Raw genomic sequence first — 22,816 nt, forward strand, 5'->3', positions numbered from 1 at the left:
GTTCAGCGGTGCAGCCACATGCGAATCGCAAGAAGCAGCTGCTCGGTGTTGACGGGTTTTGCCAGATAATCGGAGGCGCCAGCTTCGAGACACTTTTCACGGTCTCCCTTCATGGCTTTCGCGGTCAACGCGATGATGGGGAGCCGGACGAAGGCGGGGTTTTGCCTGATGACGCCGATTGTCTGATAACCATCCATCTGCGGCATCATGATGTCCATGAGGACGATCGCGATTGCAGGATTGCTCTGCACCAGGTCGATCGCTTCGCTGCCGGTGGTCGCCGTCAGCACTTTCATGCCGCGGCGTTCCAGCACGCTGGAGAGAGCAAAGATGTTGCGGGCGTCGTCGTCGACCAGCAGCACCGTCTTGCCGATCAGATCCTCGTCGGAACTGTTCAGCTTCTCGAGCATGCGCTGCTTCTCGAGCGGCAGTTCCGTAATCACACGGTGCAGGAACAACGACGTCTCGTCGAGCAGCCGCTCCGGCGATTCCACGCCCTTGACGACGATGCTCCGCGCCATCGTATGCAGTTCCGCATCCTCCTCGGCCGACAATTCCCGCCCGGTGAAGACGACCACCGGAACGCTCGACAAGAATTCGTCGGAGCGCAATTGATCGAGGACGTCGAACCCGCTCATGTCGGGCAGCCGTAGATCGAGAACCACGCAATCGCACGGGGCGCTACGCAGCGTATCGAGCGCCGCAGCTCCCGTATCCGCCGCGATGATCTCGATGTCGTCGTGATCCAACAGCTGGCGGATGCTGAGCTGCTCGGCCGCGTTGTCCTCGACGATCAGCAGCCGCTTGCGTCGCGGCTTGGCGTATTCCTTGATCTGCGACAGGGCCGCGCTGACGCCTTCTGTTGTCGTGGGCTTGCTGACAAAGGAGAAGGCGCCACGCGCCAAAGCGTGCTGGCGATCTTCGTCGAGCGTGATGATCTGCACCGGGATGTGCCGCGTCAGCGGATTGTGCTTGAGCTGGCTCAGAACGGTCCAGCCGAGCATATCCGGCAGGAAGACGTCCAGAGAGATCGCGGCTGGTTGATACTGCTTGGCGAGATCCAGCGCCTCGGCGCCGCGGCCGGCGATCAGGACCTTGAAGCCCTTATCGCGCGCGAGGTCGATCAGGACGCGCGCGTAGTGTGGATCGTCCTCGACCACGAGCAGGATCGTATCGCCGGGTTCGAGATCGAGACGATCGTCCGGCGGAGGCTCGATCCCGCGCTCCGGCGCGGCCGCCTGCTGCAGGGCTGGAGGCTGAACGTAGGGAACGGGCGATGCGGGACTGACGCGCGGCGTCGTTGCGGGACCTGAATATTTGAGCGGCAGGTAGAGCGTGAAGGTGCTGCCTTTGCCGGGGGCGCTCTTGAGATGGATCTCGCCGCCCAGGAGGTTGGCGAGCTCGCGGCTGATCGCGAGCCCGAGACCGGTGCCGCCATATTTGCGGCTCGTGCCGGCATCCGCCTGCTGGAACGCCTCGAAGATCAGCTTCTGCTTGTCTTGCGGAATGCCGATGCCGGTGTCCGAGACCTCGAACGCGATCACGGCCGGCGCAGTGTTGAGCACCGGATGTTCTGCGCTCCATCCGCCGAGCGCCGCAGACACCTTCAAGCGCACCCCTCCTTCGGCGGTGAACTTGAAGGCGTTCGAAAGCAGGTTCTTCAGCACCTGCTGCAAGCGCTTGGAATCCGTGACGATGCTGCGGGCCAGGTTCGGGTCGACGTCGATGTTGAAGGCGAGCAGGCGGTTTTCTGCCTCGTGGCGGAACGGACGTCCCACGGTATCCAGGAGGTTGGTGGTGAGGATCTCCTCGGCATCGACCGTCACGGTGCCGGACTCGATCTTGGAGAGATCGAGAATGTCGCTGATCAGATTGAGCAGATCGGTGCCGGCGCCATGGATGGTGCGGGCGAACTCGACCTGCTTGAGAGTGAGATTGCCGTCCGGATTCTCGGTCAGCTGCTGGCCGAGGATCAGGATGCTGTTGAGCGGCGTGCGCAGCTCGTGCGACATGTTGGCGAGGAACTCGGACTTGTACTTGGATGTCAGCGCGAGTTCGGTCGCCTTTTCCTCGAGCGCGCGGCGGGCCTGCTCGATCTCCTGGTTCTTGCGCTCGACCTCGACGTTGCGCTCGGCGAGCTGTTGCGCCTTCTGCTCGAGCTGTTCGTTGGTCTGCTGCAGCTCGCGCTGCTGGGTCTGAAGCTCCGCGGCGAGCTGCTGCGACTGCTTCAACAGTCCCTCGGTCTGCATCGTGGCTTCGATCGAATTGAGCACGATGCCGATGGAGTCGGTGAGCTGCTCGAGGAATGTCATCTGCGACGTCGTGAATGGGCTGAGCGACGCCAGCTCGATCACCGCCTTGACCTGGTTCTCGAACAACACCGGCAGCACCACGAGGTTCTTCGGGACGGCGCGGAGCAGGGCGGAGCCCACGGGGATGACGTCGGCTGGGATCTCCGAGACCAGCCGCTGGCGTTTGTCGATCGCGCATTGCCCGATGAGGCCCTCGCCGAACTGGACATGCGTCCGGTGAGGATAGATGCCGTCATCGGCGTATGAGGCGAGCAGGCGCAGCTGTGGCGCGGACTCAGTCTCGACCTGATAGATCACACCGCGATGGGCGTTCACCAGCGGCGTCAGCTCGGTCAGCAGCAGGCGGCCGACGGTGGTCAGGTCGCGCTGGCCCTGCAGCATGTTGGTGAACTTGGCGAGGTTCGTCTTGAGCCAATCCTGCTCGGTGTTGAGGTCGGTGGTGAGCCTCAGATTGGTGATCATCGTATTGATGTTGTCTTTGAGCTCGGCCACCTCGCCGCGGGCATCGACCTGTATGGAGCGGGTGAGATCGCCCTTGGTCACGGCCGTCGCGACCTCGGCGATAGCGCGCACCTGGGACGTCAGATTGGCCGCGAGCAGGTTGACGTTGCCGGTCAGGTCCTTCCACGTGCCGGCCGCGCCGGGCACGTTGGCCTGACCGCCGAGCCTGCCCTCGACGCCGACCTCGCGGGCCACGCTCGTCACCTGGTCGGCGAAGGTCGCCAGCGTCTCCGTCATGTTGTTGATGGTGTCGGCGAGCGCTGCGACCTCGCCCTTCGATTTGACCGTGAGATTCTGCTTGAGATCGCCGTTGGCGACGGCGGTCACGACCTTGACGATGCCGCGGACCTGCTCGGTCAGGTTCGCGGCCATGAAGTTCACGGTATCGGTGAGGTCTTTCCAGGTGCCGGCAACGCCCGGCACCTGCGCCTGTCCGCCGAGCTTGCCTTCGGTGCCGACCTCGCGCGCCACGCGCGTCACCTCGCCGGCGAAGGCGTTGAGCTGATCGACCATGGTGTTGATGGTGTTCTTCAGCTCGAGGATTTCGCCCTTCACGTCGACGGTGATCTTGCGCGACAGGTCGCCGCGCGCCACCGCGGTGGTGACCTCTGCGATGTTGCGGACCTGCGTGGTCAGGTTGGCCGCGAGCAGGTTGACGTTGTCGGTCAAATCCTTCCAGGTGCCGCCGACCCCGGGCACAACGGCCTGGCCGCCGAGCCGGCCCTCGGTGCCGACCTCGCGCGCGACGCGCGTCACTTCGGCCGCGAACGAGCGCAACTGCTCCACCATCGTGTTCAGGGTGTCCTTGAGCAGCAGGATTTCGCCGCGCACGTCGACCGTGATCTTCTTCGATAGGTCGCCGCCGGCGATGGCGGTCGCGACCTCGGCGATGTTGCGGACCTGCGCGGTCAGGTTCGAGGCCATGAAGTTGACGCTGTCGGTGAGGTCCTTCCAGGTACCAGCGACTTCGGGCACCTCGGCCTGGCCGCCGAGCTTGCCTTCGGTGCCGACCTCACGGGCGACGCGCGTCACTTCGGACGCGAAGGCGTTGAGCTGGTCCACCATCGTGTTGATGGTGTTTTTCAGCTCGAGGATTTCGCCCTTCACGTCCACGGTGATCTTGCGGGAGAGGTCACCGCGCGCCACGGCCGTGGTCACCTCGGCGATGTTGCGGACCTGAGCCGTCAGATTGCCGGCCATCGAGTTGACGCTGTCGGTGAGATCCTTCCAGGTGCCGGCGACGCCGGGGACGTTGGCCTGGCCGCCGAGCCGGCCCTCGGTGCCGACCTCGCGCGCCACGCGCGTCACCTCGCCCGCGAAGCGGTTGAGCTGATCCACCATCGTGTTCAGCGTCTCCTTGAGGCTCAGGATCTCGCCGCGGACGTCCACCGTGATCTTGCGCGACAGGTCGCCGCCGGCGATGGCGGTTGCGACCTCGGCGATGTTGCGCACTTGGGCGGTCAGATTGCCGGCCATCGAGTTGACGCTGTCGGTGAGGTCCTTCCAGGTGCCGGCGACGCCGGGCACCTCGGCCTGGCCGCCGAGCTTGCCGTCGGTGCCGACCTCGCGCGCCACGCGGGTGACTTCGCCAGCAAAGGCGTTGAGCTGGTCGACCATCGTGTTCAGCGTCTCCTTCAGTTGAAGGATCTCGCCGGAGACGTTGACCGTGATCTTCTTCGACAGGTCGCCCTTGGCGACGGCGGTGGCGACCTCCGCGATGTTGCGGACCTGGCCGGTCAGGTTCGAGGCCATCGAGTTGACGCTGTCGGTGAGGTCTTTCCAGGTGCCGGCGACTCCACGCACCATGGCCTGGCCGCCGAGCTTGCCCTCGGTGCCGACCTCGCGCGCCACGCGCGTGACCTCGCCGGCGAAGGCGTTGAGCTGGTCGACCATCGTGTTGATGGTGTCCTTCAGCTCCAGGATCTCGCCCCGCACATCGACGGTGATCTTCTTGGACAGGTCGCCATTGGCGACGGCGGTCGTCACCTCCGCGATGTTGCGGACCTGCGCCGTCAGGTTCGACGCCATCGAGTTGACGCTCTCGGTGAGATCCTTCCAGGTGCCGGCAACGCCGAGCACGTTGGCCTGGCCGCCGAGCCGACCGTCGGTGCCGACCTCGCGCGCGACGCGCGTGACCTCGCCGGCGAACGCGTTGAGCTGGTCGACCATCGTGTTCAGCGTTTCCTTCAGCTGAAGTATCTCGCCGGAGACGTTGACCGTGATCTTCTTTGATAGATCGCCGCTGGCGATGGCGGTCGCGACGTCAGCGATGTTGCGCACCTGGGCCGTCAGGTTCGACGCCATGAAGTTCACGTTGTCGGTGAGATCCTTCCAGGTGCCGGCAACGCCCGGCACCTGCGCCTGGCCGCCGAGCTTGCCCTCGGTGCCGACCTCGCGCGCCACGCGCGTCACTTCGGAGGCGAAGGCGTTGAGCTGGTCGACCATCGTGTTGATGGTGTCCTTCAGCTCCAAGATCTCGCCGCGCACGTCGACCGTGATCTTGCGTGACAGGTCGCCGCGGGCGACCGCAGTGGTGACGTTGGCAATGTTGCGGACCTGGGCGGTGAGGTTGCCGCACATCGCGTTAACGGAATCGGTGAGGTCCTTCCAGGTGCCGGCGACGCCAGGAACAATGGCCTGGCCGCCGAGCTTGCCGTCGGTGCCGACCTCGCGGGCCACGCGCGTCACCTCGGAGGCGAACGAGCGCAACTGGTCGACCATCGTGTTGATGGCCTCCTTCAACTGCAGAATTTCACCGCGCACGTCGACGGTGATCTTCTTCGACAGGTCGCCATTGGCCACCGCGATCGTCACCTCCGCGATGTTGCGGACCTGGCCGGTGAGGTTGTTGGCCATCGAGTTGACGCTCTCGGTCAGGTCCTTCCAGACGCCCGTGACCTCGGGAACCTGGGCCTGGCCGCCGAGCTTGCCCTCGGTGCCGACCTCGCGCGCCACGCGCGTCACCTCGGAGGTGAAGACGCTGAGCTGCTTGATCATCGTGTTGACGATGGTCGCCGACTGCAGGAACTCGCCGCCCAGAGGCCGCCCATCGACGTCCAGCTTCACGGTCTGCAGGAGGTCGCCTTGGGCCACGGCGGCGACCGCGCGCGTCACCTCGCGGGTGGGCCATAGAAGATCGTCGATCAACGTGTTGATCGAGCTCTCCATGTCCGCCCAGGAGCCGCTGGCAATGCCGAATCGCACGCGCTGGCGCGTCTTTCCCTCCCGTCCCACGACCTGGCCGACGCGTTCGAGCTGCTGCGCCATCCGCTCGTTGGCTGCAATGATCTCGTTGAACGTGTCGGCGATCTTGCCGTCAATGCCGAGATAGTCGCCGCTCATGCGCACGGAGAAATCTCCGGAACGCATCGCCTGGAGGACACGGAGCAGATCCTGGCTGGCATCGGCCGCCTCGGCTCCGTTGCCTTGGCGACCAAACCCTTGGCGCAGGGGCATCGGACCGGCAGCAGAATCGACATCGCTCATCAAGTTCCCCCGTGGCAGACCGCCTGCCAGCAAGAATCCGAGATTCGTATAGCCGGCGGCATACAAGCCGCCGCAACTATCCAAATCAAGCCGGGACGCCGATTTCTCAGGCTTATGGAACCGGCTTCTGCTGGCACAAGCACCTCAACTCCCCTCCAGCAAAAGGGTTCCAAAGGATTTAACTGCCAACGAGGACGGCCATTTCCATGGAACAACGAAGAGACGCCGTCGGAGAACCGCGGGTCGAGATCGGTAGCTCAGTCGCCGCGATGGCCTCCGAAGGCACGATGGGGAATGGTGCGGGAGACAGGAGGAGGTCGGATGGCGCTGCAATGCGCGCCATGTTCCATCGAGCGCAGGGCGAATATTAATATCATGTAACAGAGTTGCACCGCTCCGCCGCGTCTACCAACTCATTGGGATGAAACAATCAGATCTTTTCAGAGAGAACGCAGACAACTGTCTTCAGCTCGCGGAGCGCGCCGACGGAGAGCCGGCGTTCCGGCGCTATCAACGGATGGCCCAGGGCTGGAACGCCCTCGCCCTCCAGCAGGATTGGCTCGATGGCGAGATTGCGCCGCTCGGAGAGCCCTGGACTGCGCTGCCCAAGTAACAAATCCGAATGGAGGAGCGTCCCATGACACCCCGCACCGTTCTCATTGCACTGCTGACGGCCTTCGGCCTGGCATCGGCCGTCGCCGCGTTCACGACGATCCGCCAGGTGCATACGGAAGCGTATTCGCTGCCGCAGCCCATCACCCGCATCTGAACCAGCGGCAGCATCAAAGCTGCCGATCCGCCAGAGGATCCATAGACCTGTCCATCGGCGTAGGTCGCTTTTGCAGCCGCCAATTGTACATGGATCGATCCGAGCTCCGCCGGCTCGCCGGTACGGCCCAGCGGGGTCTGGCCGCCGCGCGTCCAGCGTCTCCATTTCAGCTCCGCCGGAGACCTGAAGCGGGGTCCAGGTTGGCCGGGAGCGACGGCGTTACGAGTACCCTTCGGCCCGGCTGCTTGGCCAACGACTTTACGTAGTTCGTTGGCTGATCCCGGCTTGACGTGAGGGCAGGCGGCCTTGATGATCCAGAACGGGGCATGAATGTTGGCCTTCATGGTTGCATCGAAATCTTCGGAAGAGACGTCCCGGATCGACTGACGCGTCTGCTGCCGCGACGATGTCGAGTCCGCCGAGCGCTTCGATGGCCTGTTGCACCAGCCGCCGGCAGAACTCCTCGTCGCGCAGGTCGCCAGTGATGGCGACGGCCTTCCGCCCTCCCGCCCGGATCAAGGCGATGACCTCCTGCGCATCCGGCTCTTCGGTTGGGTCGTCGCTCGGCGCGTTTCGGCGAGGGCGTCAGTGCGTCCCATGCAGCAGTCGCTCCCCGGTGATCAGCGCCTTGCGCCGGCGAGGGCCTCCGAACTGCGCTGAGCCGGGTGACGCGGTCGATTCTGCGACGTGTTGGCTCAAGGAGGGAACGAACAGGCGTAGCCGGCGTCGTTACGGCGCGAACCGCGGCCGCGTCGGCGCTACCCAGCTCGGCGCGCTTGGATCACCGACAGAAGGAGCTATCCGATGACGCAGCCAAGCCAAGGCATTGTCAGGACTGAACGCGGCGAGGACCAGCCCGCCGACAAGGAGCGTGCGCAGCGGGTGCATCAGACTACATCGCCGGATGCGCCCTCGCGCGAGGCGACGCGGCATCCTTCGCAGGATCGCAAGCAACACAGCGGAGACTTGGATTCGGACTGAGCGTCCGGCGGGACTTGGGAACAGCCGGTGACGGTCGAACGTTGCCGATCCATTGGCATGGGAGGATCACATGACATCGATGCTCGATGAACGCGAATATGGCAACCTGATTGGAAGCGACAAGGTCGAAGGCACGGCCGTCTATGGCGCCGACGACACCAAGATCGGCACCATCGAACGCGTGATGATCGACAAGCTGAGCGGGCGGGTCTCGTATGCCGTCCTGGGCTTCGGCGGCTTCCTCGGGCTTGGCAATGACCACTACCCGTTGCCCTGGCAATCCCTGAAGTACGACACGCGACTCGGCGGCTACGTTACCGGCGTGACCGAGAATCAGCTGCGAGGTGCGCCGAAATATTCCGACGAGCGTGAGTGGGACTGGGGCGATGCCGGAGCAGGGCGCAAGGTCGACGACTATTACGGCGTCCAACTCGCTTAGGACCGCCGAACCCGTTCATTGCGCTGTCCAGGCCGTTGACGAACCTCGCACGTCGCGGCCATGTCAGCGCTCCCCGATGAAATCTCAGGCGGCCGGCGGCTGAGCGCTGTTTTCGGCCGCCGATCCAGCCATCATGCTGCGGCGGCTCGACAGCCAGATCGGAATCTCGCGGTAGCAGGTGCCTTTTTCATTCATCTCTGCGACCGTCCACCGGCTCGGATGCCGTTCCTTGCCGACGAAGACCCAGTCGTCGGCGGCAGGTGGCGGCTCATTCGGCCTCGTCCTCAGCCATGCCGAACGGGCTCCTTTCGGCAAGCGATCCTGCTTCATCTGATAGAGATCATATACTGGTGAACGCATGACGCTACTCGTCCTCAAGCAACCGCAATTCTCAACACCCTCAGCGTGTCGCGTCGTCGCGGCGGAATTGTGGGAGCGACGCGGCCAGGCTGTGCAAAAGCACGATCAAGCCTGTGATGGACGGTCTCTTCCATATTCTTCGCATGACACGCGTATCGCTGCGAAAAAGGCGACGCGCGGGGCCGTTCAATAACCCCGCGAGCCGGGACCGGCGCCGATTGCGTCCGGCAATGAAGAGTACCAGCCCGCGACCGGCGGACTGATCAAATCAGAAGAAAGCGTAGCTGAGATCGAGACCGTAGGTGGCGTGGAGAATGAAGCCAAACGCCGTGGCGCCGCAGAGCATCAGGATCGTGCGCAGCTTCTCGGAGTCGATACGAGTCTCTTCGAGATGGGTCGGGAGAGCCTTGATGAGTGTTGTCATTGTGGGACCTCTGTACGCGAAACGAAGACGGAGAGTGAGTTATGAAAAGTATATCTGAGGTTGTTAGATCCCGTTCTGGGGACGTGGTTTTTGTAGAGTCCCAGAAGAGTTCTAATTGTGAAAGAGGAACCCAGCATCGTGCAGTTTTTGGGGCAAAGTTGCGGAAAGTAAATGATCAGTAAATTAAATCTGAGGTTGATATTAGTTGCGTACAGTATTGTTGCACGTCTTGGCTGCTGAAAGAAGTTGCCAAGTTGCGGCGACGCGGCGCCGCACGTTTTTAAGCTTAATTCCATCGGGGAAGCGGTTTGAGTGTTCTCAGCCTGTGCGGCCCGCTGGCCGATGAGCAGTGTCCGAGCCACGACGCCAATGCGGTTGCAAAAGCAACTCGAAGTATAGAGGCGGCTCACCTCGACCTCGGCCAATTTGTGACGCGGCGTTAACGGCTATGGCAATGTCGCCACTCGCTCGCCGGCTTCTTTAGCATGACTGGTATCATGTGAGTGGTGACGACGGAAGCCGTTCGCTGAAATCTCGCAGGTGGGTGTGCTCATCAAACAACAGCCGCATAATCATCGAGCAGGGATCGCACGGGCGTCTCGTGTCGAGCCCAGTTGAGGCGCCAGCGTGATGGGCAGTTCATGGATGATGGAGGAAGCGCGCGTGGCATGCCCGCCCTCCGGTGACGGCATGGACGGATGCTGCGCGTTCTCGCTGCCCTGTCGAGCTTCCGATCACCGGTCCCATCTCAGTACCGGGATGTCCCGACCGGCCGCCCTCCTGATGCGAAGCGGATGACGCCGCAGGCGAATGGGAGCCGGGCCGCGCCCGCGATCCTCCAGCATCCCGCATGATGGGCCCCTGAGGTGCGGCAATTCGGATACACCAACCATCAACGGTATTTTCGTGTGTTTCTGCACGTTGCAATTCATTTGGCGGTATGTCAGCAGGTAACCTGTTAGGGCGAACGGCCCGCCCGGGCTGCCAGCATGACGCGTGCAAAGGTTTTAGAGTACCGTTCGGACATCGATTGGCTGCGCGCCGTCGCCGTGATTTCGGTCATTGGATTTCATTACGAGTTGCCAGGCTTTGGCGGGGGGTTTGTCGGGGTCGATATCTTCTTCGTCATCTCCGGCTATGTGATCTCCCGTCTCATCTGGACCGGCATTCAATCCAATTCCTTTTCGTTCATCGCCTTCTACGAACGAAGGGCGCGGCGCCTGCTTCCGGCGCTCTATCTGATGATCGTCGTCACCGGGATGGTCGCGTGGTTCTTGGCGCCTCCTGGCGACTACCGGATGTTCTTCGGAAGCGCGATCTCCACGGTTCTGTTTTCGTCAAACGTCTTCTTCTGGTCGCAGACCGGCTATTTCGATCTGCCAACGATCGGGAAGATTCTGATCCACACCTGGTCATTGTCGGTGGAGGAGCAGTTCTATTTCCTGTTTCCGGTCGTGACATGGCTCTGGAGCCGGCTGTTTCCCGACCCAACGTCGAAGCCGTCACTCGGGCTGGTCATCCTCGGAACGGTCGCGCTGTGTGTGCTCGACGAGCTTTGGATCAAGCAATCGCCCTCGACCGCCTTCTACATCGCCCCGCTGCGGGCCTGGGAGTTCTTGATCGGAAGCATTGCGTTTTTCCTGCATCGATGGTCACCGGTCAGAGGCGAGACGCGCCTGGCTTTCGCGGCCTTGGGCTTGGTCTCCATGCTGCTCGCCGTGGTCACCTTCCGCGCAGAGACCCGCTTCCCGGGATTGCACGCGCTGATCCCCTGTGTCGGTGCTGCGGTCTACATCGTCGCGTTCAATCAGGAGCAGGGCAGACCCAGGCTGCCATTCAGCGAGATCGGAGCATTCCTCGGTCGTCTGTCCTATTCGCTCTATCTTTGGCACTGGCCGGTTTTCGTCCTCGGCAGGGCCGCGCTGCCGCTGGATGTTGCGACCTCAGCCGCCGCTACGGCTGGACTCCTACTGTGCTCGCTGCTGCTGGCCTATTTCTCCTATGTCATCGTCGAGCGGCCGGCGCGCGCGCGAACCGTGTGGGTCGGCGTGCGTGGCCCACCGGTGATCGCGGGCGTTGCCGCCGTCCTGGTTGCGGTCGGAATTCACGGCGTCGCGCATGACGGCTACGCCGATCGCTTCCCGCAATCACAGGCGCGAATGCTCCGGTACGATTCCCGGACGATGGAGCCGTTCTATCGGGCGCATAGCTGCTTCTTGCAGCCCGATGAGCCGGCATCGGCCTACGATTTCGAGGCGTGCCTGAAGCCGGCTGCAAACAAGCGCAACATTCTGCTCGCCGGCGACAGCCTTGCCGCGCATTATGCCTGGGCGTTGCGCAGCTACCTATCGTCCGATGCCTACCATCTTCTGCAGCTCACGTCAGGGGGCTGCCCGCCGTTTGTCGAGCTCAAGCTGCGCAGCTCGCGAAACTGTAACGACGTCAATCAGCTGCTACGCGATCAGATCAGGGCGCACCGCTTTGACGCCATCATTCTTTCCGGCAATTGGCGCGCCTATCTCGAAACTTATGGCCAGCCCCCCGCACGGCGCGTCGACGGTTATTTGAACGCGCTGCTGGTGGTCGCTCAGGAAACGGGAGTTCCAGTTCTGCTCGTCGGTCCCTCGATCGAGTTTCCAGCTCCCTTGGCGTCGACGTTGTTCAACCATGAGCAGACGCACGTCCCGATCGGCAATGCGCTGATGCCGAAAGATGCGTCGTTCGAGGCGGACGATCGTCTGCGAGAGATCGCCCGCGCGTATCCGCTCGTTCAATACGTTTCCATTCTCGGCACGATTTGCAGCAAGAGGCGTTGTCCGCTGACGATCGACGCGGAAACACCGATCGTTTGGGATACCATCCATTTCACCCCGGAAGGCTCGAGGTTCGTCGTCTCGCAACTCGCTCCGCAACTGGATGCATTCTTGCAGAGACTGGAGCAGCCCTCCGGGGCCGGGACGAACGAGATCCTGGCGGGTGACGGCCCGACGGCAACCCGGAACCCCGCTCCGTCCCGGATTCAATGATGGGAAGCGACCGAGCACGGGACCTGCGGGAGCCATGAACTTCGGCGAGTGTCGTGCGTTCCCCTGCCGTTGATGTCGGACGTTGCCTTCGCGCGGCCGTGAAAGTGGTCCAACGTCATCGGTTTCTCAAGCCGTTCGGGACGACACACATGAATCCGATCATCAAGGCGATGGCAGTGCTTGCGTGCGCCGCCTGCTGGAGCACCGCCGCGACAGCCCAATCGGTGCGCTGGAACACCTACAGGATCCCGGAGACCGGCACCTCGGTCGACATTCCGGTCTCGATCTTCAGGGACACGGCGGGCCAACCCGAGGGCTACGGCCAACGCTTCCAGACTGCCGACGGCCGCGCCAATCTGACCGTGCAGTCGATATCCAACAACGCGCAGGAGTCACCTGCGCGGTTCCTCGCCAGGAAGAACCCGCCGCCGAACATCCAATACAAGCGCGTCACCTCGCGCTTCTTCGCGGTGTCGAGCTATAAGGGCGACTACGTCTGGTACAATCGCTGCAACTTCGTTGGGGGCTATGTGCACTGCGTGCTGATCAACTATCCCCGGGCCTGGGAACGCGATTGGGACGGCATCGTCACCCGTATCAGCCTGTCGCTGAACCGGAGCTGAGCGGGGCGCCTTTAACGAAGTCTTCGGCTGGCGGCTTTGATCCACCTCAATGATCCCGTCGGGCTCCTCTGAATAAGCTTCGGCTTCATTTCAGCCGCCGCTTACAGACGAGCCAGCCCTACATGGCCGCAGCGTCCTTCACCGTACGGGCCCAAAGCGCCAGCGCGATCGCCACCATCAGGTGCCGCAGCGCGCAGGACGCGCTGCTTACGGCCAACGCCTATCTGCGTCTCGGCGCCGCCTGCGTCAGCATTGAAACGCCGGGCGGACAAAGCATGAGCCCGGATCGGCTCGATGCGTTGCTCAACGAGGCCGGTGGGCGCATCGGCTTGTGAAGCCGGACGGTCCAGCGGCCACCAATTTTCCCTGACGTGATCGTGGCGCCTGCGGAGTGGGCTTCTGAGAGCCTGTCCAGGTCAGGACGAGGACGCCTCCATGCGGTCGTCGGGCAGCGCCGTCGGCCACGAGACGTCCGAGATGTAGGGGCCGTACAAAACGTCCTGGCGCCGCTGGTAGATGATCGTGAGGGCGACAACGGCAATGAAACAGATTGCGGTCAAAATGGCCAATTCAAACATGATGCAACTCCATCGCCCCAGACGTGGCGGATGAAGGGCGCCGGCGTCAAATGGAAGCCGGCGTTAAGCTGAAGAGGAAAGCTTAATGCGCGCGGGTCATCCTGCGTCGCAGGCTGCAGGCGAACATCTAAAGCAGAACCGCTGGGCCCGCGCGGCGGAATCGCGGATCGCGAGTCCTGCCGTTTGGCGCGTACTACTCAGCGACGGTCGATTGATCGGTATCGAGCTCCGGAAACATCGCCCGGCAGCTCAGGCAATAGGACTCGAAAATGAAGCTCAGCAACGTGGACATCGGTAACCCCCATCAGTCGACGTGATGCTCGGCAACATGCCGGGGGTCTGTTTCAAGACGACTTCGTGCGCCCAGCGAAGTGGTTTCGATCGGAGCCAGGAAAGCTTCGCGGTCATAGGACATGGGCGCGCGCACGCTCCTGAAGATGAAGTTGTTGCAATAGTCCTTCCGCTTCCAGAACCATTCGCCATCGGCGCGCTGATGGATTTCCGGGTCGAAGGCAGACAACGGAAGCAATCTCCCGCGGCTCAGGAATTGGCCCTGATAGCCGAGACCCCGCAGGAACAAGAATGTCTCCTTCACCCTGTCGAGCGTCGCCAGGCGGCGGTCGCACTCGACCACGATCAACGGCCGGCATCGGCGCAAGGTGCGCTCGGCGCCGCGCAGCACGTCGAGTTCGGCGCCCTCGACGTCGATCTTGATCGCAGAGACGTTTCCGATGTCAGGGAGATAGTCGTCAAGCGACGTCGTCTGCACCTGGATCGCCCTCGAGGTCTCGGCGGGCCGGAGCAGCGAGGCCCCGGGCTGATGCCCCTCGGGAACGAACAGGGTTTTCCTGCTGGAGCACGAATAGACGGCGCGCGGTTCGACCACGACATTGTCGAGCGAGAACCGGGAACAGAGCCGCGCCAATCGCTCGGCAAGATCCGGCTGGGGCTCGAAGGCGACGACCCGCCCCGGCGCCGACCACCGTGCCAGCCAGTAGAGAAAACTGCCCTTGTTGGCGCCGATGTCGCAAACGATGTCGCCGCGCCGGATGTGACGCCGCAACTCGGACAGCTCCGTCTTGTGGTCGCGGAATCGGGACCGCAGGATTCTGACCAGAAACCGGGATGCCTCATGCTTCGCCAACCGAGCCTCCCAACGCCATGGCCACGCGCCCGGCAAACGAAGGCAAGCCTAGTGGCGCACGCCCTGTCGCTCACGGCGATGCTTCGAAATGAACGAGCGGCGGGGCGCCACGATGGCGCTGGCGTGGCGATTGGCGATCCCAGCAGGACTCGAACCTGCAACCCGCGGAGTAGAAATCCGCTACTCTATCCAGTTGAGCTATGGGACCGTCGTCGCGAGACGAGCATCGCCGGGTGACCATCCCAAGATGAACGTCCGGAGGATGAGCGTCATGGGATGGGTGCCGGAGGGCGACGTCCGGCCAGCGCGCTTTCCATAGCACGGGTCATATGAAAAATCTTCCGTTTCGCCAAGAGCGGCCGAACCCGACGGAGGCCCGGGGAGACCAAGCGGAGGCGGAGGTGGGTCTATCGCCCCATTTGCGCGTCAGCGGCGTCGGATCAGCGGCCGCCGCGGCTTGTCTGTATGCCATGTCCCGTGAATTGCCCGTCGATGAACAGATTTTCCTGTCGCATGTGCATGCCGATGATCGCGCCTGCGACGGGCCGCTCAGCGGTCCACTGCAACCTTTGCCATCAGTCCGTCACCATTTCGCGTCCATTCTCGCCACGAATCGGCCAAACACGGACATCCCTCCGCTTGTCCCGAACAGCCGCCGAAATCGCCGTCCAAGGAGCTGCCCCATGATCGGTCTGGTCCGCGCCGCCGTCCTCTGCGCCATCATGGCGCTCGGTCTTGCTTCTGCCCACGCCGCCGACAAGGCGTTCAAGCGCGACGACCTGGCGGATGCCGCAATCAAGCTGGAGGCGCAGATCAAGAGCGAGGCGGGAGCGGTGAACAAGCCGCTGGCGACCTTGCGCACGGACGCCGACGCGGCGCTTCGCCGGAACGACCTGCGCACCGGGCTGCAGATCCTCGGGCAGATCGCCACCGCGGCGCCGGATGATTCCGGCAACTGGCTGCGGCTGGCGCGCACTGTGTTGAACCAGATCAAGCCGGCCAACTCGTCGGAGCAGACTTTCCTGCTCGAGCGCGCCTCGACGGCGGCCTACATCGCCTATCAGCGCGCCGGCAATGCCGGGGAGGAGGCCGACGCGCTCGCGGTGCTCGGAAAGACCATGGCCGAGCGCAAGCTGTGGCGTCCGGCGCTGGATACGCTCAGGATGTCGCTCGAGCTCCGTGAGGTCGCCGACGTCCGCGGCCAGTATGAGCGGATGCGCGACGAGCACGGCTTCAGGCTGCTCGACTATACCGTGGATTCGGACTCGGCGAGCCCGCGCGCCTGCTTCCAGTTCTCCGAGGATCTGGCCAAGCGCACCGACTTTTCGCCCTTCGTGGCACAGGCCGGCAATGACAAGCCGGCGCTGACCTCGGAGGACAAGCAGCTCTGCGTCGAGGGACTCAAGCATGGCGAGCGCTACAACATCAATCTGCGCGCCGGCCTGCCCTCTAGCGTCAAGGAGAGCCTGCCGAAATCGGCCGAGTTCAATATCTATGTCCGCGACCGCAAGCCGTTCGTGCGCTTCACCGGCAAGGCCTATGTGCTGCCGCGCACCGGGCAGAAGGGCATTCCGCTGGTCAGCGTCAACACGCCCGCGGTCAATATCAACGTGTTCCGGATCGGCGACCGCAACCTGATCAACACCGTCATCGACAGCGACTTCCAGCGTCCGCTGTCGAGCTACCAGCTCACCGATCTCGGCAACGAGCGCGGCATGAAGGTGTGGAGCGGCGAGCTGTCGACCGCGATGACCCTGAACCAGGACGTCACCACTGCCTTCCCGGTCGACCAGGCGCTGAGCGACATGCAGCCGGGCGTCTATGTGATCACGGCCGCGCCGAAGGGCCCGAACAGCGGCAACAGTGACGAGGACAGCGGCGGCCAGCTCGCGACGCAATGGTTCATCGTCTCCGATCTCGGCGTCGCCGCGTTCTCCGGCAATGACGGCATTCACGTGTTCGTCAATTCGCTGGCCTCGACCGATCCGGTCGCGCGCGCCGAGGTGCGGCTGGTGGCACGCAACAACGAGATCCTGGCGACGCGCAAGACCGACGACGCCGGCCACGTGCTGTTCGAGACGGGCCTGGCGCGTGGCGAGGGGGGGCTGTCGCCGGCGATGCTGACCGTATCGGGCGAGAAGACCGACTATGCCTTCCTCAGCCTGAAGACGTCCGCCTTCGACCTGTCCGATCGCGGCGTCGCCGGGCGCGAGGCGCCCACGGGGCCAGACGCTTTCGTCTATTCCGAGCGCGGCGTCTACCGCTCCAACGAGACGGTCTACCTCACCGCGCTGCTGCGCGACGGCAAGGGCAACGCCATGACCGGCACGCCGCTGACGCTCGTCGTCGAGCGTCCCGATGGCGTCGAGTTCCGCCGCGCCGTGCTGCCGGATCAGGGCGCTGGCGGCCGTTCGTTCAGCGTGGCGCTGAACTTGGCAGTGCCGACCGGGACCTATCGCGTCCGCGCCTTCACCGATCCGAAGGGGACGGCGGTCGGCGAGACCACGTTCATGGTCGAGGACTACGTCCCCGAGCGGCTGGAATTCGACTTGTCCTCCAAGGACAAGCAGATCAAGGCTGAGACTCCGGTGGAGGTGAAGGTCGACGGCCATTTCCTCTATGGTGCGCCGGCCTCCGGCCTGCAGCTTGAAGGCGACCTGCTGGTGACCACGGCCTCGGAGCGGCCGGGCTTCCCCGGCTATCAGTTCGGCGTCGCCGACGAGGAGAGCGCCTCCAACGAGCGCACGCCGATCGAGGGGCTGCCCGAGACCGACGACAAGGGCGCGGCGACCTTCCTGGTCAGCCTGCCGAAGCCGCCGTCGTCGAGCCGGCCGCAGGAGGCGCAGATCTTCGTGCGCATGGCCGAGACCGGCGGCCGCGCCGTCGAGCGCAAGCTGGTGCTCCCCGTGGCGCCCAAGGCGGCGCAGATCGGCATCAAGCCGTCGTTTTCCGGCAAGAGTGTCGGCGAGGGCGACAAGGCCGAGTTCGAAATCGTGTTCGTCTCGCCCGAGGGGAAGACGCTAGCGCGCAATGGCCTGCGCTATGAGCTCCTGAAGATCGAGTCGCGCTATCAATGGTACCGGCAGAACTCCTATTGGGAGTATGAGCCGGTGAAGTCGACCAAACGCGTCGGTGACGGCGACGTCGCAATCGCTGCCAACAAGCCGGCGCGGCTGAGCTTCCAGCCGGAGGCCGGACGCTATCGGCTCGACATCAAGTCGGCCGAGGCCGACGGTCCAGTGACGTCGCTGCAGTTCGACGTCGGCTGGTACACCGAGGGCAGCGCCGATACGCCTGACCTCCTGGAGACCTCGCTCGACAAGCCGCAGTACCAGTCGGGCGACACCATGGTGGTGACGGTGAATGCGCGCACCGCTGGCAAGCTCACGGTCAACGTGCTTGGCGACCGGCTGCTGACGACGCAGACCACCGAGGTCAAGGAAGGCACCAACCAGGTCAAGCTCGCGGTCGGCAGGGACTGGGGCACGGGCGCCTATGTCGTGACGACCTTGCGCCGTCCGCTCGATGCGGCCGCGCAGCGTATGCCGGGCCGCGCGCTCGGCGTTGCCTGGTTCGGCATCGACAAGTCGGCGCGCACGTTGAATGTCGCGCTGACACCTCCGGCACTGGTGCGGCCGGGCTCGGCGTTGAAGATCCCGGTCAAGATCGGCGGCCTCAATCCCGGCGAGGACGCCAAGATCGTCATCGCGGCGGTCGATGTCGGCATTCTCAACCTCACCAACTATAAGCCGCCGGCGCCGGACGAGTATTATCTCGGCCAGCGCCAGCTCTCGGCCGAGATCCGCGATCTCTATGGCCAGCTGATCGACGGCATGCAGGGCACGCGCGGCCAGATCCGGTCCGGCGGTGACTCCGGCGGCGCCGAGCTGCAGGGCTCGCCGCCGACGCAGAAACCGCTGGCGCTGTATTCGGGCATCGTCACCGTCGGACCGGACGGCACGGCTGAGGTCAGCTTCGACATTCCGGAGTTCGCGGGCACGGCGCGCGTGATGGCGGTGGCGTGGAGCGCGACCAAGGTCGGCCGTGCCAACATCGATGTCACCGTGCGCGATCCCGTGGTGTTGACCGCGACCTTGCCGCGCTTCCTGCTGTCGGGCGACCGCGGCACGCTGTCATTCGACGTCGACAATGTCGAGGGCGCGCCCGGAGACTATGTCGTGGCCGTGAAGGCGAGCGGTCCGGTGAAGGTCTCCGGAAATGCCAATGTGACGTTGAAGCTCGCGGCCAAGCAGCGGGGCTCATCGACCCTGCCGCTGGACGCCTCGGGCACCGGCACGGCGCAGCTCGACGTCGACATCAAGGGGCCGAACGGGCTGAGCCTCGCGCGGCATTATCAGCTCGACGTCAAGCCGGCGACGCAGGTGCTGGCGCGGCGCTCGATCCGGACGCTGGCCAAGGGCGAGAGCCTGACGCTGACGTCGGACATGTTCTCCGACCTCGTGGCGGGCACCGGCACGGTGTCGCTGTCGGCGGGACTGTCGACCGCGCTCGACGCGGCGACGATCCTCAAGGCGCTCGACCGCTACCCGCACGGCTGCTCGGAGCAGATCACCAGCCGGGCGATGCCGCTGCTCTATGTCAATGAGCTCGCGGCCGGCGCGCATCTGGCGATGGACACCGAGGTCGATCAGCGCATCCGCGACTCGATCGATCGCTTGCTGGCGCGGCAGGGCTCGAACGGCTCGTTCGGCCTCTGGTCAGCCGGCGGCGATGATCCCTGGCTCGACGCCTACGTGACGGACTTCCTGACCCGCGCCCGCGAAAAGGGCTTTGCGGTGCCCGACGTGCTGTTCAAAAGCGCGCTCGACCGCGTCAGGAACTCGGTGGTCAATGCCGAGGAGCCGGAGAAGACCGGCGGCCGCGACCTCGCCTACGGCCTCTACGTGCTCGCGCGCAATGGCGCGGCGCCGATCGGCGACCTGCGCTATCTCGCCGACACCAAGCTCGGCAACCTGGCTACTCCAATTGCCAAGGCGCAGCTCGCAGCCGCGCTCGCGCTGGTCGGTGACCGCGCCCGCGCCGAGCGGGTCTATGGCGCCGCCGCCGACAGCCTCGCCCCGAAACCGGTGCTGGTGTTCGGCCGCACCGACTACGGCTCCGACCTCCGCGATGCCGCCGCACTGGTGTCGCTGGCGGGCGAGGGCAATGCGCCGCGCGCGACCTTGACGCAGGCGGTGGCCCGCGTCGAAGCCGCGCGCGGGCTCACGCCGTACACCTCGACGCAGGAGAATGCGTGGATGGTGCTGGCGGCACGGGCGCTCGCCAAGGAGACGCTGACCCTGGACGTCAATGGCCAGGCGGTGAAGCAGGCGCTGTACCGCAGCTACAAGGCGACGGAGCTGTCAGGCCAGCCGCTGAAGATCACCAACACCGGCGAGGCGCCGGTGCAGGCGGTGGTTTCGGTGTCCGGCTCGCCCCTGACGCCGGAACCGGCCGCCTCGAACGGCTTCAAGATCGAGCGTGGCTACCACACGCTTGACGGCAAGCCGGCCGATATCAGAACCGCGAAGCAGAACGACCGTTTCGCTGTCGTGCTGAAGGTTACCGAGGCCAAGCCGGAATATGGGCACATCATGGTGTCGGACTATCTGCCGGCGGGTCTGGAGATCGACAATCCGCATCTGGTGTCGTCGGGAGACAGCGGAACGCTCGACTGGATCGAGGACGGCCAGGAACCGGTCAATACCGAGTTCCGCGACGACCGCTTCACCGCCGCGCTCGACCGCGCCGCGGATTCCAAGTCCGTGTTCACGGTCGCTTACGTCGTGCGCGCGGTGTCGCCCGGCAAATACGTGCTGCCGCAGGCCTATGTCGAGGACATGTACAATCCGTCGCGCTATGGTCGGACCGGGACGGGGTCCGTGGAGGTCCGCGCGGCGAAATGAGCGAGGCTGGAACGAGCGGTGATGGGCGCAGGACGGAGCCACATACTCCGTCATGCCCGGGCTTGTCCCGGGCACCCACGCTGCCTCCGCACGACGTGGATGGCCGGGACAAGCCCGGCCATGACGGGAGGAGGGGGCGGGGCGTCAAACGGCTGTTGGTGTGTACGCTCCTGTCGATCGTTGCAATCGTTCTCGCACTCACCGCCTACGCCATCTCCCTCGGCCCGCTGCCGCTGCGCGAGGCCGAGGCGCTGTCCACCACCGTCGTCGACCGCCACGGCAAGCTCTTGCGCGCCTATGCGATGGCGGACGGGCGCTGGCGGCTGCCGGTCAGCGCGAAGAAGGACGTCGATCCGACCTATCTGAAGCTGCTGTTCGCCTATGAGGACCAGCGCTTCTACGACCACCACGGCGTCGATCCACGCGCGCTGGCGCGGGCCGCGATCCAGCTCGGCTCGCATGGCCATATCGTCTCCGGCGGCTCGACCATCACGATGCAGCTGGCGCGGCTGCTGGAGCCGCGACGGCAGCGTTCGCTGCACGCCAAGCTCAGGCAGATCGTGCGCGCGCTTGAGCTCGAGCATCAGAAGAGCAAGGACGAGATCCTTGATCTTTATCTGACGCTCGCGCCCTATGGCGGCAATCTCGAAGGCATCCGCGCCGCCTCGATCGCATATTTCGGCAAGGAGCCGAAGCGGCTGTCGCTGGCAGAAGCGGCCCTCTTGGTGGCGCTGCCGCAGTCACCGGAGACGCGCCGGCTCGACCGCCATCCCGAGGCCGCTCGACGCGGCCGGGACCGCGTGCTCGACCGCATGGTGTCGGAGAACGTGATCTCCGCCGAGGACGCGGCGCAGGCGAAGGCGCAAGCCGTGCCTACCTTCCGCAAGCCGATGCCGATCCTGGCGCCGCATGCCGCCGACCAGGCCTCGGCGGCCGTCAAGGGTCAGCCGATGATCCGCCTTACGCTGGATGCCTCGCTGCAGAAGGTGCTGGAGCCGCTGGCGCGCGATCGCGCCATCGCATTGGGACCAAACGTCTCGGTCGGCATCATCGTGGTCGACAATGACAGCGGCGACGTGCTCGCCCATGTCGGATCGGCCGACTATTTCGACGAGAAGCGGGCAGGGCAGGTCGACATGACTCGCGCGGTGCGCTCGCCCGGCTCGACCTTGAAGCCGTTCATCTACGGGCTCGCCTTCGAGGACGGCTTCGTGCACCCGGAGAGCCTGATCGAGGACCGCCCGGTGCGCTTCGGCTCCTATGCGCCGGAGAATTTCGACATGACGTTCCAGGGCACGGTGCCGGTGCGCAAGGCGCTGCAACTGTCGCTGAACGTACCGGCGATCGTGCTGCTGGACCGCGTCGGCGCCAGCCGGCTGTCGTCGCGGCTGAAGCAGGCGGGCGGCAATCTGGTGCTGCCGAAGGACGAGGCCCCGGGCCTCGCCATGGGCCTTGGCGGCGTCGGTGTGACCCTGCAGGACCTCGCCCAGCTCTATACCGGCTTTCCGCGGCTCGGCACCACCAGGCCGCTGCGCGAGATCATGACGGCTGACGGTGCGCAGGATAACGCCCGCGAGCCGATGCGGCTGATGGACTCGGCGGCCGCCTGGCAGGTCGGCAACGTGCTGCTGGGGACGCCGCCGCCGGAAAACGCAGCCCGGAACCGGATCGCCTTCAAGACCGGCACCAGCTACGGCTATCGTGACGCCTGGTCGGTCGGCTTCGACGGCCGCATCACGATCGGCGTTTGGGTCGGCCGGCCCGATGGTGCGCCGGTGCCCGGCCTGATCGGCCGCGTCGCCGCGGCGCCGATCCTGTTCGACGCTTTTGCCCGCAGCGGCAAGCTGCCGGCGACACTGCCAAAGGCGCCCAAAGGGGCGCTTGTCGCCAGCAATTCAAAGTTGCCAATGCCCCTTCGCCGGTTCCGGCCGGTCGGGGAATTGGTGCGGACCGGCGCAGAGCAGGCGCCGCACATTCAGTTCCCGCTGAATGGCTCCCGCATCGATGTCGACCGATCCGCGGGACGCGAGGCTTCGGTGATGCCGGTGAAAGTGTCCGGGGGCGTGCTGCCGCTGACCATGCTGGTCAATGGACTGGCCGTCGGCGAGATCGACAGCCGGCGCCAGCGCCTGATCGATCCGCCCGGGCCGGGCTTTGCCCGCCTCACCGTGATCGATGCCACGGGCGCTGCGGACACAGTTGTGGTCAGAATCCAGTGAGGGTTCGCTAAGCGGTTGTCGGCATGGCGGTTTCAGCGTATTCGGAAC

General features: G+C 64.6%; 13 protein-coding genes, 1 tRNA gene and 1 pseudogene. 8 read left to right on the plus strand and 7 right to left on the minus strand.

All coding sequences use genetic code 11. From position 1 onward, the window contains the following. Positions 1–2: 2 nt before the first annotated feature. Positions 3–6,182, minus strand: coding sequence for a HAMP domain-containing protein (locus ACQR10_RS04150; protein ID WP_315800421.1), 6,180 nt, complete (start codon positions 6,180–6,182; stop codon positions 3–5). Positions 6,183–6,720: 538 nt separating this feature from the next. Here ACQR10_RS04150 and ACQR10_RS04155 point away from each other — a divergent pair. Together ACQR10_RS04155 and ACQR10_RS04160 are read left to right on the plus strand one after the other, a co-directional pair. Next, complete coding sequence (locus ACQR10_RS04155) at positions 6,721–6,912, plus strand: hypothetical protein (protein ID WP_316215853.1); 192 nt, start codon at positions 6,721–6,723, stop codon at positions 6,910–6,912. 24 nt (positions 6,913–6,936) lie between these two features. Continuing rightward, positions 6,937–7,068 (plus strand): hypothetical protein, encoded by a 132-nt coding sequence (locus ACQR10_RS04160; RefSeq protein WP_315799897.1) that lies wholly within the window; start codon positions 6,937–6,939, stop codon positions 7,066–7,068. Positions 7,069–7,082: 14 nt separating this feature from the next. On the opposite strand, the pseudogene ACQR10_RS04165 reads toward ACQR10_RS04160, so the two are convergent. Then, a pseudogene (locus ACQR10_RS04165) lies at positions 7,083–7,743 on the minus strand (SDR family oxidoreductase); the annotation flags it as partial. A 376-nt stretch (positions 7,744–8,119) separates the two neighbouring features. Here ACQR10_RS04165 and ACQR10_RS04170 point away from each other — a divergent pair. After that, positions 8,120–8,488, plus strand: coding sequence for a PRC-barrel domain-containing protein (locus tag ACQR10_RS04170; protein ID WP_315738064.1), 369 nt, complete (start codon positions 8,120–8,122; stop codon positions 8,486–8,488). An 84-nt stretch (positions 8,489–8,572) separates the two neighbouring features. On the opposite strand, the gene ACQR10_RS04175 is transcribed toward ACQR10_RS04170, so the two are convergent. Together ACQR10_RS04175 and ACQR10_RS04180 are read right to left on the minus strand one after the other, a co-directional pair. Next, positions 8,573–8,848: a hypothetical protein gene (locus tag ACQR10_RS04175; protein ID WP_315799898.1), complete on the minus strand. Its 276-nt coding sequence runs from the start codon at positions 8,846–8,848 to the stop codon at positions 8,573–8,575. Positions 8,849–9,116: 268 nt separating this feature from the next. Continuing rightward, positions 9,117–9,272, minus strand: coding sequence for a hypothetical protein (locus ACQR10_RS04180; RefSeq protein WP_315738062.1), 156 nt, complete (start codon positions 9,270–9,272; stop codon positions 9,117–9,119). 989 nt (positions 9,273–10,261) lie between these two features. Here ACQR10_RS04180 and ACQR10_RS04185 point away from each other — a divergent pair. The 3 genes from ACQR10_RS04185 (at position 10,262) to ACQR10_RS04195 (ending at position 13,256) form a co-directional block, all read left to right on the plus strand. Further along, positions 10,262–12,298: an acyltransferase family protein gene (locus ACQR10_RS04185; RefSeq protein WP_316215852.1), complete on the plus strand. Its 2,037-nt coding sequence runs from the start codon at positions 10,262–10,264 to the stop codon at positions 12,296–12,298. A 149-nt stretch (positions 12,299–12,447) separates the two neighbouring features. Beyond that, entirely contained in the window at positions 12,448–12,921 is a 474-nt protein-coding gene (locus ACQR10_RS04190) for a hypothetical protein (RefSeq protein ID WP_315799900.1), read from the plus strand. A gap of 122 nt (positions 12,922–13,043) precedes the next feature. Beyond that, on the plus strand, positions 13,044–13,256 hold the full coding sequence (locus ACQR10_RS04195; RefSeq protein WP_315799901.1) for a hypothetical protein: 213 nt from the start codon (positions 13,044–13,046) through the stop codon (positions 13,254–13,256). 81 nt (positions 13,257–13,337) lie between these two features. Here the strand turns inward: ACQR10_RS04195 and ACQR10_RS04200 are convergent, their stop codons facing one another. From ACQR10_RS04200 to ACQR10_RS04210, 3 genes are all read right to left on the minus strand, one after another. Continuing rightward, on the minus strand, positions 13,338–13,499 hold the full coding sequence (locus ACQR10_RS04200; RefSeq protein ID WP_315799902.1) for a hypothetical protein: 162 nt from the start codon (positions 13,497–13,499) through the stop codon (positions 13,338–13,340). Positions 13,500–13,803: 304 nt separating this feature from the next. After that, entirely contained in the window at positions 13,804–14,643 is an 840-nt protein-coding gene (locus ACQR10_RS04205; RefSeq protein ID WP_316215911.1) for an FkbM family methyltransferase, read from the minus strand. 131 nt (positions 14,644–14,774) lie between these two features. Continuing rightward, positions 14,775–14,851: transfer RNA gene (locus ACQR10_RS04210), tRNA-Arg, on the minus strand. Between the two features lie 475 nt (positions 14,852–15,326). Between ACQR10_RS04210 and ACQR10_RS04215 the strand changes: the two genes are divergently transcribed. Both ACQR10_RS04215 and pbpC read left to right on the plus strand, forming a co-directional pair. Further along, positions 15,327–20,549, plus strand: coding sequence for an alpha-2-macroglobulin family protein (locus ACQR10_RS04215; RefSeq protein WP_316215851.1), 5,223 nt, complete (start codon positions 15,327–15,329; stop codon positions 20,547–20,549). Then, positions 20,546–22,768, plus strand: a complete 2,223-nt coding sequence (gene pbpC / locus ACQR10_RS04220) for a penicillin-binding protein 1C (protein WP_316215850.1) — start codon at positions 20,546–20,548, stop codon at positions 22,766–22,768. Before ACQR10_RS04215 ends, pbpC begins: the two co-directional genes overlap by 4 nt. The last annotated feature ends 48 nt before the right edge of the window (positions 22,769–22,816 follow it).

Origin of the sequence: Bradyrhizobium sp. HKCCYLRH2060 (assembly GCF_051168135.1) — a bacterium.
Lineage (GTDB): Bacteria > Pseudomonadota > Alphaproteobacteria > Rhizobiales > Xanthobacteraceae > Bradyrhizobium.